The 14,145-nt window shown below is 40.4% G+C and carries 12 protein-coding genes; 10 read left to right on the top strand and 2 right to left on the bottom strand.

What is annotated here, in order from left to right:
- Nucleotides 1-216 precede the first annotated feature (216 nt).
- The 4 genes from ACQKL0_RS02720 to rlmN all read left to right on the top strand — a co-directional run bounded on the left by ACQKL0_RS02720 (nt 217) and on the right by rlmN (nt 3,703).
- Nucleotides 217-1,425, top strand: coding sequence for a S1C family serine protease (locus ACQKL0_RS02720; RefSeq protein WP_402991128.1), 1,209 nt, complete (start codon nt 217-219; stop codon nt 1,423-1,425).
- Nucleotides 1,426-1,594: 169 nt separating this feature from the next.
- Nucleotides 1,595-1,756 carry a CxxH/CxxC protein gene (locus tag ACQKL0_RS02715; protein ID WP_402869992.1) on the top strand — a complete coding sequence of 54 codons (162 nt, stop codon included), beginning with the start codon at nt 1,595-1,597 and terminating at the stop codon, nt 1,754-1,756.
- A 322-nt stretch (nt 1,757-2,078) separates the two neighbouring features.
- Nucleotides 2,079-2,558 (top strand): 23S rRNA (pseudouridine(1915)-N(3))-methyltransferase RlmH, encoded by a 480-nt coding sequence (rlmH, locus tag ACQKL0_RS02710; protein WP_402955073.1) that lies wholly within the window; start codon nt 2,079-2,081, stop codon nt 2,556-2,558.
- A 77-nt stretch (nt 2,559-2,635) separates the two neighbouring features.
- Nucleotides 2,636-3,703, top strand: coding sequence for a 23S rRNA (adenine(2503)-C(2))-methyltransferase RlmN (gene rlmN / locus ACQKL0_RS02705; protein WP_427686033.1), 1,068 nt, complete (start codon nt 2,636-2,638; stop codon nt 3,701-3,703).
- A 138-nt stretch (nt 3,704-3,841) separates the two neighbouring features.
- On the opposite strand, the gene ACQKL0_RS02700 is transcribed toward rlmN, so the two are convergent.
- The gene (locus ACQKL0_RS02700) at nt 3,842-4,174 is read right to left on the bottom strand and encodes a heme oxygenase (RefSeq protein WP_402869999.1); all 333 of its coding nucleotides are present in this window, start codon (nt 4,172-4,174) and stop codon (nt 3,842-3,844) included.
- A 333-nt stretch (nt 4,175-4,507) separates the two neighbouring features.
- Between ACQKL0_RS02700 and ACQKL0_RS02695 the strand changes: the two genes are divergently transcribed.
- The 6 genes from ACQKL0_RS02695 (at nt 4,508) to ACQKL0_RS02670 (ending at nt 12,798) form a co-directional block, all read left to right on the top strand.
- Nucleotides 4,508-5,956 (top strand): DEAD/DEAH box helicase, encoded by a 1,449-nt coding sequence (locus tag ACQKL0_RS02695; RefSeq protein ID WP_427686031.1) that lies wholly within the window; start codon nt 4,508-4,510, stop codon nt 5,954-5,956.
- A gap of 603 nt (nt 5,957-6,559) precedes the next feature.
- On the top strand, nt 6,560-7,630 hold the full coding sequence (locus ACQKL0_RS02690; protein WP_402955062.1) for a DUF5105 domain-containing protein: 1,071 nt from the start codon (nt 6,560-6,562) through the stop codon (nt 7,628-7,630).
- 14 nt (nt 7,631-7,644) lie between these two features.
- Nucleotides 7,645-8,781 carry a TcaA second domain-containing protein gene (locus tag ACQKL0_RS02685; protein WP_402870006.1) on the top strand — a complete coding sequence of 379 codons (1,137 nt, stop codon included), beginning with the start codon at nt 7,645-7,647 and terminating at the stop codon, nt 8,779-8,781.
- Nucleotides 8,782-9,215: 434 nt separating this feature from the next.
- The gene (locus tag ACQKL0_RS02680; protein WP_402870009.1) at nt 9,216-9,857 is read left to right on the top strand and encodes a phosphate starvation-inducible protein PhoH; all 642 of its coding nucleotides are present in this window, start codon (nt 9,216-9,218) and stop codon (nt 9,855-9,857) included.
- Complete coding sequence (locus ACQKL0_RS02675; RefSeq protein WP_427686029.1) at nt 9,854-10,462, top strand: hypothetical protein; 609 nt, start codon at nt 9,854-9,856, stop codon at nt 10,460-10,462. The genes ACQKL0_RS02680 and ACQKL0_RS02675 overlap by 4 nt, the downstream gene beginning before the upstream one ends.
- A 272-nt stretch (nt 10,463-10,734) precedes the next feature.
- Nucleotides 10,735-12,798 carry a catalase gene (locus ACQKL0_RS02670; protein ID WP_427686027.1) on the top strand — a complete coding sequence of 688 codons (2,064 nt, stop codon included), beginning with the start codon at nt 10,735-10,737 and terminating at the stop codon, nt 12,796-12,798.
- 65 nt (nt 12,799-12,863) lie between these two features.
- Here ACQKL0_RS02670 and pepT read toward each other — a convergent pair whose 3' ends face one another.
- Nucleotides 12,864-14,099, bottom strand: coding sequence for a peptidase T (pepT, locus tag ACQKL0_RS02665; protein WP_427686026.1), 1,236 nt, complete (start codon nt 14,097-14,099; stop codon nt 12,864-12,866).
- Between the last annotated feature and the right edge of the window lie 46 nt (nt 14,100-14,145).

The raw sequence follows: 14,145 nt of genomic DNA, 5'->3' as shown, positions 1-14,145 counted from the left end.
TTTTTTGCCATAGAAAAATCCCCTCCCAGATAGACTGTTAAGAACATTTTATCATGTTCTCTTTTTACTCCGTCTACCTGTAGGGGATAATACCAGTAAGCTAAATATGGCATACATTTTTTTAGATATTTCTTGTTAATTGAGTATAATTAAGGGTGGATATCAAACACTAGTAATTGCTATAATTCATTCCTAAAAAGAGAGGATGGAGCGGTCTTGGAGAACGAAGAGAACCAAAATAAACAGAAAAAAGGAAGCCGTACAGGTTATTTTCTATCAGGCTTAGGAGGCGCCATCATTGGGGCTCTGCTGATTTTATTAGCATTCCCGGGCGGTGGGGTATTAAATGATGAAATAAACCCAAACCAGACGGAAAAATCAACGGATGGTGAAGAGGCCAAGCCAATTCAGCAGAAAGTTTCCGTAGAGGTCACAAGTGCTGTTACGGGTGCGGTTGATAAGGCAAGCGATGCAGTTGTTGGCATCTCCAATATTCAGGAAACTTCCTTCTGGGGCGGAAAAGGAAACGAAAGCAGTTCAGCCGAAGCGGGTACTGGATCTGGAGTCGTATATAAAAAGGATGGTGGCAAAGCCTATATTGTCACGAACAATCATGTTATCGAGAATGCTAATGAGTTAGAGGTCACGTTAAGTGATGGAACCAAGCTACCTGCCGAGCTACAAGGAAGTGACCCTTGGACGGATTTAGCTGTCGTGGTAGTGGAAGCGGATAAAGTTAAGACGGTAGCAGAGTTTGGCACAACCGAAAAATTAAAGCCAGGTGAACCCGTCATAGCGATCGGTAACCCATTAGGACTTCAATTCTCTGGATCCGTTACACAAGGAATCATCTCAGGAGTAGAGCGTACCATTGAAGTGGATATCGATGAGGACGGACAGGTAGACTGGAATGCAGAAGTTATCCAAACCGATGCGGCGATTAACCCAGGAAATAGTGGCGGGGCCCTCGTAAACATGTCCGGTCAGGTCATTGGGATCAATTCCATGAAGATTGCGGAAAATGCTGTAGAAGGCATTGGTCTATCCATCCCGATTGATTCAGCGATTCCTATTATCAGTGATATTGAGAAATATGGTGAAGTGAAACGTGCCTACTTAGGTGTCAATCTGGCATCAGTTGAGGAAATTTCACAGTATCATCAGCAGAATACATTAAAATTGCCAAACAAAGTAACCTCTGGTGTGGCTGTGACTGGCGTTCAAAGTAACTCACCAGCGGCAAAAGCAGGCCTAGAGGAATTTGATGTAATTGTTGGTATGGATAATGAAAAAATTCATGATATCGTTGAATTAAGGAAGTACCTGTACAATGAAAAGAAAATTGGTGACACTGTAAAAATCACTTATTACCGAGACGGAAAAAAGGAAACCGCAGAAATTAAGCTTTCAAGTGGAGAAATCTAAAAGCAATAAAGCAGGGGAGTTTTGCTTTCCCTGTTTTTTTGCTTGTGTTTTTATTATCGTTTGATACCATTACTTGTGGATATTTTGCCGAATATGATGAATACTAAATGAATTGTGGATAAGTGGCATCAATAGATTGGCCAATAAAAAATGAAAAGGAGAATGAGGAATGAACCTATATTGTTGTCAGGAACACGTTGATATGGCGCTCGATGAAGTTGTATATGAGTGTGAAACGTATCCGTTATTAACGCTGGTTTCAGAAGAAAATAAGTTATCAACAACCTGTGAATATTGTCGAAACGTGGCAATATATCTAGTAGGGAACTAATATTCCCATACAAGATGTGGATAGAAATTGTGGATATGTGGATAAGTTTTGTGGATAACCTGTTCGTAACCTATTTGGAAAGACTAAAATACTGGAAAAAGTCATAATGAAAAACCACCGGCACTTTCTTTTAGAAGGGCTGGTTTTTTGTTATTTAGGAAGCAAATATAGTCCAATATTCTTTATAGGGAAGTCTCTTAAATCTTAACTTTTGGATTTGGAAAGGATTTGCTTGTTTTGTTTATGGGTCTCTCTAAGGTATGATAATAGGAGGTACTTCCAACAATTGAACTAAAAACATATGGAAAGTCAGAGGATATATATGAAGATAACGATCATTACGGTTGGCAAGCTCAAAGAAAAATACTTAAAGCAAGGAATGGCCGAATATACAAAACGGCTAGGAGCCTATGCTAATATAGATTTTATAGAAGTGCCTGATGAAAAGGCACCAGAAAACTTGAGTGCAGCGGATATGGATATCGTCAAGCAAAGAGAAGGTGAACGGATCTTGGCGAAAATCAGCCAGGATACTTATGTGATTACGCTTGAAATCAATGGGAAGCAGCTCACTTCTGAGCAACTTGCGACCCATATTGACCAACTTGCCACTTATGGAAAAAGCAAACTTGCCTTTATTATTGGTGGTTCACTGGGGCTTAGTGCCGATGTGATTTCTAGAAGCGATTATGCCCTTTCTTTTTCTAAAATGACCTTTCCGCATCAACTCATGAAGTTAGTTTTGTTGGAACAGATCTATCGGGCGTTTCGGATAAATAGAAATGAGCCATACCATAAATAATCACCCAATCGATGATGGGTGGTAGCGTTAGCTAGGTAAAGAATTTAATCTTAACGTTATGAAAAGAGGGTAACCATATGAATAAAGAGTCCATTTATGGATTAACATTTGAACAATTGACAGCTTGGCTTTTGGAGCATGGCCATAAAAAATTCCGGGCAACCCAAGTCTGGGAATGGCTTTATCGGACGCGCGTTACGGATTTCTCTGAAATGACAGATGTTAATAAAGAGTGCATTCAACTGATGGAAGAAAACTTTGTCATCCAGACTTTGACTGAACATGTTAAACAGGAGTCGGCGGATGGGACAATCAAGTTTCTATTCAAATTACTGGATGGTAACCTGATTGAAACGGTCATGATGCGCCATAAGTATGGGATATCCGTTTGTGTCACTACCCAAGTAGGCTGTAATATAGGCTGTAGTTTTTGCGCAAGCGGTTTATTAGCGAAGAGCCGTGACTTAACTGCTGGAGAAATAGTGGAACAGATCATGAATGTTCAACTCCATCTTGATCAGTTGGGACAAGGGGATATCGTCAGTCATGTAGTCGTAATGGGGATTGGCGAGCCTTTTGATAATTTCGATAATATGATCGACTTTTTGAAGGTCATCATGGACCATAAAGGGTTGGCTATTGCAGCAAGACGCATTACTGTTTCCACGAGTGGGCTGGCTAATAAAATCTATGAATTCACCGATACTCAATTACAGGTTAATTTGGCCATTTCTTTACATGCCCCGAATAATGAACTAAGAACGAGAATCATGAAAATAAATCGTGGCATTCCAATCGAAAAATTAATGAAGTCATTGGATTATTACTTGGAAAAAACGAATCGTAGAATTACGATTGAGTATATCCTATTGAGGGACGTCAACGATCATCGAGAAGAAGCCGAACAACTTGCCGAATTGCTTGATGACAAGAAACATCGTTTATATGTAAACTTGATTCCATATAACCCTGTAGATGAACACAGTCAATATCAAAGAAGCGAGAAGGAGTCAGTGCTAGCATTTTATGATACGCTGAAAAAACGAGGCGTGAATTGTAAAATCCGTCAGGAACATGGTACGGATATAGATGCTGCCTGTGGTCAGTTAAGAAGTAAACAAATCAAAAAAGCAGAGGCCAACTGAGAAAGGCCCCATGTATAGAAAAAACAGTATGTTTTTGCACACATACTGTTTTTTTATGCTGAAAGATGAACGGCCATGCTTCTAAAAACAAGAAAAATGGGGCTGTAAGGATACAGCCTCATTTAAATGAGAAGTTGATTATTTAGCGATTTCTTTTACAGAAGCGATTTCATATGTGACAATTTCGCTACCGATAATTGGTGATTCTTTTTTAGCTTCATCTGAAGAAGGTTCTGGACGTTTATGTGCAGCTTTAAACGCGTCACTGTTTCTCCATGCAGTAAAGCTGTCCATGTTTTCCCAGTACATATTCACGTTTAGTTCGTCGTAGTCCGTTAAGTTTTGTGTTAACAATACTTCAACTTTAACGAAGCCTTCTGTCGTATCTAGAGGGCCTGGTGCCGTAAAGCCTGGTGCCATTACTGCTCCCATTCCTTTTTTTACTTTGATTTTATTCGCTACGATTATCATCATTAATCTCTCCTTTTAAGGTTATTTAACTGATTCATTACATACATATTTTAGCACATTATTAAGCTTATAATCCATTTTGATTAATCAATAACTGTTGATTATGAATTCTATACTGGATTTGCTGTTTTGAGTATATATCGAACCATCTTATTATTTGTCTTTCAAAAAGTATTATACCCGGATGGCATGAAAGGAAGTCTTTGAAGCGGGAATTGGTTTAGGAATTATAAGGTTTATTGATGCATATCGCGTATAATAGAATTTAGTATAAGGAAATAACAATTACGGAAACAATAAAGCAAGATACTAAACAATAAAAGAGGCTGTTATATGACTGAAATTAAGTTTATTGATTATAAATTAAGTGATGAAATCGTTCGGGCGTTGGAAAGCCTAGGCTATCAGCATCCAACGGAAGTGCAACGTGAAGTGATTCCTGTTGCTTTGCAAAAAAGGGACCTGGTCGTGAAGTCGCAAACGGGAAGCGGAAAAACGGCTGCATTCGGCATACCGCTCTGTGATATGGTCGATTGGCAGGAGAATAAGCCACAGGCGCTCATTTTAACACCAACGCGAGAGCTTGCCGTACAGATTAAGGAGGACATTACGAATATTGGTCGATTTAAACGGATTAAAGCAACTGCGGTATATGGGAAGTCTCCCTTTGCCCAGCAAAAAGCGGAGTTGAAGCAAAAGAGCCACGTGGTTGTGGGTACGCCTGGACGTGTCCTTGATCATATTGAAAGAGGTACATTCGCTTTAGACCGATTAACCCATTTGGTAATCGATGAAGCCGATGAAATGTTAAATATGGGATTCATCGAGCAAGTGGAAGCCATCATTAAAGTACTGCCGCAGGATCGTGTGACGATGCTGTTTTCCGCTACTTTACCAGATAGCATAAAAAAACTGTGCCATAAATATATGAAGGAACCTTTGGATATTGAAATAAAGGCAACCGGCTTAACGACTGAAAAAATCGAACATGCTGTTATTGAAGTCAAGGAAGATGACAAGTTTACCCTGCTTAGAGATGTTACGATTGTCGAAAATCCAGATAGCTGCATCATTTTCTGTCGCACAAAAGACAAGGTCGACCAAGTATGTGAGCAGTTAGTGGAATTAGAGTATCCATGCGATATGATTCATGGAGGGATGCTTCAGGAGGACCGCCTGGCAGTGATGGACGAGTTCAGAAGAGGTGAATTCCGCTATCTAGTCGCGACCGATGTAGCGGCACGTGGAATTGATATTGATAATATCACCCATGTCATCAATTATGACCTACCACTTGAAAAGGAAAGCTATGTCCATCGTACAGGTAGAACAGGACGTGCGGGTAAACAGGGGAAGGCAATCACATTTGTGACTCCATTCGAAGGTAAGTTCCTCACCGAGATTCAAAGCTATATCGGATTTACGATCCCTACCATGCCGGCTCCATCAAAAGAATATGTCTTGGACATGAAGAATGATTTTGAAGCGAAGCTAAAGACACGGCCAAAAATTAAAAAAAGTAAAAGTGAACAGCTTAACAGACAAATTATGAAGCTGTATTTTAATGGCGGCAAGAAAAAGAAAATCAGGGCCGTAGATTTCGTGGGTACCATTGCAAAAATAGATGGAGTAAAGGCAGAGGACATCGGCATTATAACCATTCAGGATAATGTTTCCTATGTAGAGATATTGAATGGAAAAGGTCCGCTGGTCTTGAAAGTGATGAAGAATACGAAAGTCAAAGGCAAGGTTTTGAAGGTTTCCGAGGCAAATAAACGATAAATGGCAGGAAGAATCGGAAAAGACGTACATATATCTTTTCCGATTCTTGTAAGGCCGGTTTCGCTCTAATACTAGTGAAACAACGGAAACATTCACCTTTCTACGGAGTGCCACATCAGAGGCTACCCGGAGACTTCACTGGACATCCTATCCTTGGTTTTCCCGGCGAAAAACATGTGCGAAGATAGAAAGAGCTTTATTACCGTGAGTTACATAGTGTTAGCAATTGATATAAAGGTCGTCCTAAGGGATGATCTTTTTTTGTGTGCAGTTTTAATTTATGGGTAAAAATCGTAGCGGGCTTTCTGGTTTAATAGGGGAATGGTTAAAATGGCTCATGAAAGTAAAGAAGTGGATATGACCTATATACTTTATGCCTGTTCAACTATAAAAATTATACCAAAATATTCATAAAATAGGTTGTTTTTGGGTTTGTGGTAGGTCGATTAGAGGTAAATAAAGATAAGTGGAAAAAGAATCCAATACATACTAGTCTAAATCATTGATCTGCATTAACTAATGGTTCTCGGTATTCTTTTTCCCTATCCAAAGATCTCGCTGGAAAGTGTGCGGTCTTTTACTTATTTATAGGGGGGAATTTTGATGGTGTCTAAGTTAAGGGGTATTTCGCTATTGTTTATTTGTATGCTGTTGTTATCTGCATGCAGCAGTTCTAGTGGATCTTCGGAAAAAAAGAGCGATAGCAAGAGTAAGAATAAGGATTTAGAGGTATCCATTGAGGATGCATCTTTTGTGTTACTTGGAAAAGATGATGGTGTGGCTGAAGAAGGTACAGAAAAAGGAGTCCTGGCGGTTAAATTTAAGTTGAGTAATAAATCAAAGGATGGCATTCGACTCTCAACAAGAGATGGATTTAAGTTATACGATGGCGATGAAGAGACAAATGCCATTTCAGATGCATATAACACCAACGTAGGGATTGAGTTTGAGTCTAGTGGCGATTTGGGTGCCGGCAAAACGAAAACGACCACAGGCTTTTTTGAAGTAGAAAAAGATAAAGAGTATGAAATAGGGATAAAAGCGGCTTCAGAAGACTATGAAAAGAAAATTGAAGAAGTGATCATTAAGGTGAATACGGCAGATTATGCTGAAAGTTTTGATGCCCTTCAAGACCCGGCGAAAGCGTTAGCTGCTTATATTGATTCGATATACCTGGATAAGGACAATAGTGATTATGAAAAATTAGTATCTGCTGACAAAGCGGTTATACAGGAAGAAGCGAAAAAGGTATTCAAAGAGAAAATAAAAAGGTACTTTGTGGGGAAATTGACTGATGAAGAAGTAGATAAACTTTATGCTGCTTATAAATCGGCTCAGTCACAAAAGGCCGAGTTTAAAACGGTCACATCTGCCAAGGCAAATGGAAAAGCCGTGGTGCTAATTGAATTCTCAACGGTTTCATTGCGAAACATATATGAAGACCTTTCAGAATACCAATATGAATATAGAGAAAAAACGAAAAAATACGATGAAAAAGGTACCAAAAAGTATTTAATATCTAAATTCGATAAAATCATAAATAACCAAGAAGTAGAAGAAGGCGAAGATTTAAAGATTCATATGATAGAAGAGGATGGAAAGTGGAACGTTAATTCATCACAAGATGGTCAAGAAAGATTAACGAATATTTTTGCTGCAGGATCAAAATATTAAAGGAGCAGTGAGATATGTCGAAAAAAGCTTGGATTATAAGTGGGGTCTCCGCTGTTGCCTTAATTGCCGTGGTCTTGGTCACCATGCTTTTCGTTCAACAAAACAATAAACCCAAAAAAGTAGTGGCATCCTTTACAGAAGCAGTTGAAAAGAAAGATACGGACCAACTTAAGGAGTTACTCGATCCTGATAAAAAGGGAACGGTGGTAAATAATGCATCCATTAAGGCATTTGCTACGTACTTAAACAAAAATGACTCGAGTTTTGATGCCATCAAGGACGGATTGGATGAACAAGTAGAAGATAAGGATTTTTCGGCAACCAACCAGCAAGTCAGCTTGGTGGAGTCGGGGAAAAAATGGGGCATTTTCAAGGAATACAAAATGAGAGTCAAAACCGGATTCATTAAAGTGACGGGACAAAATGATGAAGATCAACTATCCCTTTCTGTAGATGACTTGAAGGAATCCGTAAAAGAGAGTAAGAAGGGCACGTATGGTCCATTTTTGCCTGGGACGTATAACACGGTCACTACAGTAAAGAACAAACTGGGTACTTTCATGAAAAAGGATAAGATAGATGTCTGGGGTGGATCTAAGGAAGTCACGCTTGTAGTGGATCCTGATTCCTTGGCTAGAAATGATAAAGATGTACAAAAATCGGTCATGTCCGCTGTCGATGTTTTCAATCATGACTGGGCCGTATTTGAAACCAGCAGTTTTGATACCAAGAAGCTTACCAATGTTTCGGATGACATTAAAGATGATACCTCCATTGTTGCGGAAAACTTTGAACAGGTCAAAAATTATGTCGATGAAGTACATTCACAATATTTAGGGGCCGTCATTAATCTGGATGATTTGGATATCAGTTACTTTGATAATCAGTGGAGAGCGGAAGCAGTAGCTGTAGTGTCCTATCACAGCAAAATGAAACTCAAAAACAAAAAGAAAATGGATGACCTTTCTTATAAAGCGGTGCGTGACTTTTCCATGATTTATAATGCCGATAAGAAGAAATGGATTATTGAAGAAATTAAGGAGTATGAGGCTGACGGAACGGAAGAGGATTGGGAGAATAAAAAGGAAATGAAAATTAAAGATCCAAAACTGCTCAAATGGAATCGCAAAGACAGTAGCAAGGGCTTGTAAGAGTGTGCAAAGCGGGAATAAAGAAAAAGGGTTTCTTCCATGGGGAGAAATCCTTTTTCTTTGGTTCCAAAGGAAATGGCTTTATAGAATTAAGATTTTTTCTTGCTAAAGTCACAAATTTTATTATTCAAAAAATAAATAAATCGATTCTAGAATATAATAATCGACATGAAACCTTTATAATTGGAGGTTTTTTATAAAAGGAAAAAATACTTCCATTGATAATGATTATCAATGATGATAAATTTAAAGTACGATTACTGTATAGTCCGTATTATGCTTATAGGGAAGTCCTTTTAGTCACTTCTTTGGCGGATAGGGTTTTCCAGTAAAGTACAGGGGAGCATCCCAATCTTGTACCCCTTAAGGATCTATTCACACAAAGTCTCACAACAGCATTGTTAGAGTTAGAGCAACACGAAGGAGGAAAAAAAGTGAATAAGAATAGAACGGACTTTCTGATGCTTGACACAGGAAGTTACTTTGGAAAGGCAAGGGTGAATGACCCGCAATATCAGGATGACTTTACCTTTGTTGATACATATGAACTGCCCAATATAGACTTAAAACCTTATAAATGCTTGGTCGTTCAAGGGTTAATCGATCAGAAATTCTTATTTAGACATAAAGAAGTCATTCGTGAGTTTTTGGATGATAAGAAGATTGTCGTTTTTAGTGGGAATTTGTTTTTGGACTGGTTACCTGGAGGTTCTTCTTTCATCCCTAAAACCATTCATAGTTACAAGGATTATGAGGTTTCAATCGATCATCACCATCCAATCTTTGACGGGGTAGAGGAAGATGATATGACTTATAATAAAGGAGTTTCGGGATTTTTCGCAAGGGGGCACCATCCAATTCCCGAAGGAGCGGAAGTTCTGTTGACCTTACCTGGCGGAGAACCTATCACGTATATTGACAGGAATAGTACAAAGGGCACTATTTTGGTTCATGCAGGTAGTGACCTTTTTGGTGCGATGAATGCAAGTGGAACGAAAAAGCGCATTGGTCCACAACTCATACAATGGGTACGGGATGAGTATTCAACGCTTCAGGAGAGAGGTGAAATGGGATGAGAAAAATTGCAGTCATCGATGGAGGCAGTTCGCAACATAATCGGACATATACCGAACCGAAATACAGAAAATACATTGAGAAACTTATTTATCTTCCCGATTTAGAAAAAACATCTATAGATGAATTTGATGTAATCCTTCTTCCTTCCCAGTTGCATATGGGCCTACTCATGAAATCCATGAAAAAAATAATGGATTTTGCTGATAAGGGAGGGATTATCGTTTCCTTTGGACCACAGTTAAATGAATGGCTACCAGGCCATAATTGGGAATTCAGAGAAACGAACTTTTGGTGGTGGCTTGATAAGGATGCCAAAAGTGGTTTAGTGTTGCAACGTCCCGATCATGATTTATTCAGTCGCTATCTTACACTTGCCGATGCGACATGGCATCAACACGGGGTGTATTGGCCTCCGGCAGGGACAGATATCCTGGTTTCAACGGAAGATGGTGGAGCTGTCCTATACATCGACAAGGTTAGTACAAAAGGTACTTGGGTAATCATGACACTTGACCCCGACTATCATTACGGCTCATACTTCATGCCTGCGACCGAGAAATTCCTAGATGGATTTTTCCCTTGGCTTGCGGAAGGCGAAGTGTAAGAAGCAAAGGGTTATAATGAATGGCTATGGAGAACAGCATCTCCGTAGCCATTTTTTTATAAAAAGATATGGAGGGAATAGTGGGGTAGTTCCCTCTTGGTCGTCATTTGTCTTAAGCTTTTAAAGAACTCTTGTCCTATAACTTTTGTGATTCCTGTTTATCGATGAAATTAGGGTGGTATTAAAGAATAAGATACTTATTTAGCATACATACATCATGATTTGGACTATACATCGACTTTTATCGACAAGGTACCGGAGGGAAGACAAGGATGAAAAAAGATAATGAACAAAGCAAGAACCAACAGTTGGAACAATATAGAGTGGATGATAGCGGGAAAAAGATGACAACCAATCAAGGTTTGCGAGTTTCCGAAGATGAACATTCCTTGAAGGCGGGGGATCGTGGACCAACTTTGATGGAGGACTTTCATTTCCGTGAGAAAATGACCCATTTTGACCATGAGCGCATTCCTGAGCGTATCGTACATGCACGTGGGTCAGGCGCACATGGTTATTTCCAGGTGTATGAGCCAATGGGCGAATTTACAAAGGCAAAATTTCTCCAAGACCCTTCTGTTAAGACCCCGGTATTTGTCCGTTACTCGACAGTAGCGGGTTCACGCGGCTCAGCAGATTCCGTCCGGGATGTCCGTGGATTTTCAACGAAGTTTTACACAGAAGAGGGGAACTATGACCTGGTTGGGAATAATATCCCGGTATTTTTCATACAGGATGCGATTAAATTCCCCGATTTGATCCATGCTGTTAAACCAGAACCCCATAATGAAATACCTCAAGCTGCAAGCGCCCATGATACATTTTGGGATTTTGTTGCGAACAATGAAGAAACAGCCCACATGGTAATGTGGCATTTGTCGGATAGAGCCATTCCTAGAAGCTTTCGCATGATGGAAGGATTCGGTGTCCATACTTTCCGTTTTGTGAATGCAGAAGGCGTCTCCCATTTCGTCAAGTTCCATTGGAAGCCTGTTCTTGGTGTGAAATCCCTTGTATGGGACGAGGCTCAGAAGATTGCCGGGAAAAATTCTGATTTCCACCGTCAAGACTTGTGGGAAGCGATTGAAGCAGGAAATTACCCCGAGTTCGAATTTGGTGTGCAAATGATTAAGGAGGAAGATGAATTCAACTTCGACTTCGACATCCTAGATCCTACGAAACTATGGCCGGAAGAACAGATTCCAGTGAAAATTATCGGGAAAATGGTATTGAACCAAAATACGGATAATTTCTTCGCCGAGACGGAACAAATCGCTTTTCACCCTGGGCATGTCGTACCGGGCATTGATTTTTCCAATGATCCGTTGCTTCAAGGACGACTATTCTCGTATACAGATACCCAGCTTTCACGTTTGGGTGGACCGAATTTCCATGAGATTCCGATTAACCGCTCAGTAGCACCGGTTAACAATAATCAACGTGATGGTATGCATCGCATGACGATCAACCAAGGACAAGTCAGCTACCATAAAAATGGGCTAGCCAATAACTCTCCCGAACCTGCATCGGAAGCGGAAGGTGGATATGCTCACTACCAAGAGAAGGTAGATGGCCGAAAAGTGCGTCAGCGTAGTGAAAGCTTTAAAGATCATTACAGCCAAGCGAAACTATTCTGGAATAGTATGACGGACGTGGAAAAAGAACATATAATCGAAGCTTTCCATTTTGAAGTGGGTAAAGTGAAAAGTAAAGATCTCCAACAACAAATTGTTGAGATGTTCAGCAATGTGGACTTGAAATTGGCTGAAAAAATTGCGGAAGGAGTCGGTGTAAACCCTCCTACCAATAAAAATGAATCGGAAGTAGAATTGGCTTCACCGGCTTTAAGCCAGGAGCAAAATAAGATCATTACGCCTGCAACGCGTAAAGTGGCTGTATTGGCTGCCGATGGATTTAAGGGCTCTGAAATGGACCAAGTCATGGACGCATTTAAAACAGCTGGAATCATGGCTGAAATCATCAGTACGAATCGCGGAATGATTACGAGTGAAGAAGGGCAACAACTAGAGGTGAGTCAAAGCTTCCTGACTGCGGACTCGGTTTTATATGATGCCGTTTATGTGGCGGGTGGCAAGAAAAGCATTGAGCAATTGAAAGCTGTAAAAGATGCCATCTATTTTGTTGACGAAGCTTATAACCATTTCAAAGCAATTGGGGCAGGGACAGAAGCAGCCGATATTCTGATCCAGGCAGGAATACCAGCAGGTGATCCTATTACAGGAGTTGTCACGATTACTGCAGATGCAGAGGGTAAATCCACTGCTAGTTTCATTGAGGCGATTGCCCAACATCGACATTGGTCACGTGCACTATAAGAATACTCCACATGCAAAAGCCCAGACTGTATAGAGTCTGGGCTTTTCGCGTGTGGTTAAAGCGATTAAACCGCCTTTTCCTCAAAGATTGAAGCAATTCCAATAATGACATTTGTTGCTTTCACCATATTATCGATGGAGATGAATTCATATTTTCCATGGAAGCTTTCGCCGCCTGTAAAGATATTAGGGGTAGGCAGTCCCATATAAGAGAGCTGAGACCCATCTGTCCCTCCACGGATTGGAGAGATTTTTGGTTCAATCCCGAGCCTTTCCATGGCTTCGTATGCGATATCGACGATTTCTTTGACCGGTTCTATTTTTTCTTTCATATTGTAGTATTGGTCAGTCAATTCCAGTTTGACTTGTTCATGTCCATACTTATCACTTAACTCGGCGACAATTTGCTTGATGAAGTTTTTACGATCATTAAATTTTTGCTTATCGAAATCCCGGATGATATAGGATAGTTTAGTTTCTTCTACGTCTCCATGGAATGAGCTAAGATGATAAAAGCCTTCATATCCTTCTGTGTATTCCGGTGCTTCGTTAACAGGCAGTTTGCTATGTAGCTCCATGGCTATTTTAGCGGAGTTGACCATTTTTCCCTTGGCTGTGCCCGGGTGGATGTTCGTGCCCTTTATGGTAATCTTGGCAGACGCAGCATTAAAGCTTTCATATTCGAGTTCACCAAGCGGGCCACCGTCCACTGTGTAAGCAAATTGGGCATTGAAGGCTTCCACGTCAAATTTATGGGGACCTCTTCCAATTTCCTCATCGGGAGTGAAGGCCACGCGGATTCTTCCATGCTTGATTTCTGGATGTTGAAGTAAATAGTCCATAGCCGTCATGATCTCAGCGATGCCTGCTTTATTATCCGCCCCAAGAAGGGTTGTTCCATCCGTCGTGATTAATGTGTGTCCTTTGTAGTCATGAAGGGAGGGAAAGTCATCAGGTGATAGAATGACATTCAATGTTCTATGTAATAGGAGGTCACTACCATCATAGGCTTCAATGATCTGAGGTTTCACATCTTTCCCTGTGAAATCCGTTGCCGTATCCACATGGGCCAGGAAGCCGATTGTCGGAACCTGCTTTTCTGAATTGGCAGGCAAAGTTGCCATGACATAACCATTTTCATCAATGGTGACATCGGACATTCCGATAGCTTGTAACTCCTCCACCAACTGTTGGGCTAAATGCAGTTGCCCAGCTGTGGAAGGACAACTGGAAACATCCTCGTTTGATTGTGTATCCACCTTCACATAAGATGTAAACCTCTCAATGATTTTATCTTTCATGATTCATCCAACTCCTTTTCCCTTATCTTACCATGGTTGCTGTGGA

Source organism: Peribacillus sp. NPDC097264, assembly GCF_050277925.1.
Lineage (GTDB): Bacteria > Bacillota > Bacilli > Bacillales > DSM-1321 > Peribacillus.
Note: the sequence above shows the minus strand (reverse complement) of the source record. Positions and strands in the feature narration are given on the sequence as shown.

Excerpts from the sequence above, each read along its gene's own strand:
- ACQKL0_RS02685 (WP_402870006.1), top strand. The coding sequence starts at position 7,645 with ATGTCGAAAAAAGCTTGGATTATAAGTGGGGTCTCCGCTGTTGCCTTA.
- ACQKL0_RS02675 (WP_427686029.1), top strand. The coding sequence starts at position 9,854 with ATGAGAAAAATTGCAGTCATCGATGGAGGCAGTTCGCAACATAATCGG.
- rlmN (WP_427686033.1), top strand. The coding sequence starts at position 2,636 with ATGAATAAAGAGTCCATTTATGGATTAACATTTGAACAATTGACAGCT.
- ACQKL0_RS02695 (WP_427686031.1), top strand. The coding sequence starts at position 4,508 with ATGACTGAAATTAAGTTTATTGATTATAAATTAAGTGATGAAATCGTT.
- rlmH (WP_402955073.1), top strand. The coding sequence starts at position 2,079 with ATGAAGATAACGATCATTACGGTTGGCAAGCTCAAAGAAAAATACTTA.
- ACQKL0_RS02670 (WP_427686027.1), top strand. The coding sequence starts at position 10,735 with ATGAAAAAAGATAATGAACAAAGCAAGAACCAACAGTTGGAACAATAT.
- ACQKL0_RS02700 (WP_402869999.1), bottom strand. The coding sequence starts at position 4,174 with ATGATAATCGTAGCGAATAAAATCAAAGTAAAAAAAGGAATGGGAGCA.
- ACQKL0_RS02690 (WP_402955062.1), top strand. The coding sequence starts at position 6,560 with ATGGTGTCTAAGTTAAGGGGTATTTCGCTATTGTTTATTTGTATGCTG.
- ACQKL0_RS02715 (WP_402869992.1), top strand. The coding sequence starts at position 1,595 with ATGAACCTATATTGTTGTCAGGAACACGTTGATATGGCGCTCGATGAA.
- pepT (WP_427686026.1), bottom strand. The coding sequence starts at position 14,099 with ATGAAAGATAAAATCATTGAGAGGTTTACATCTTATGTGAAGGTGGAT.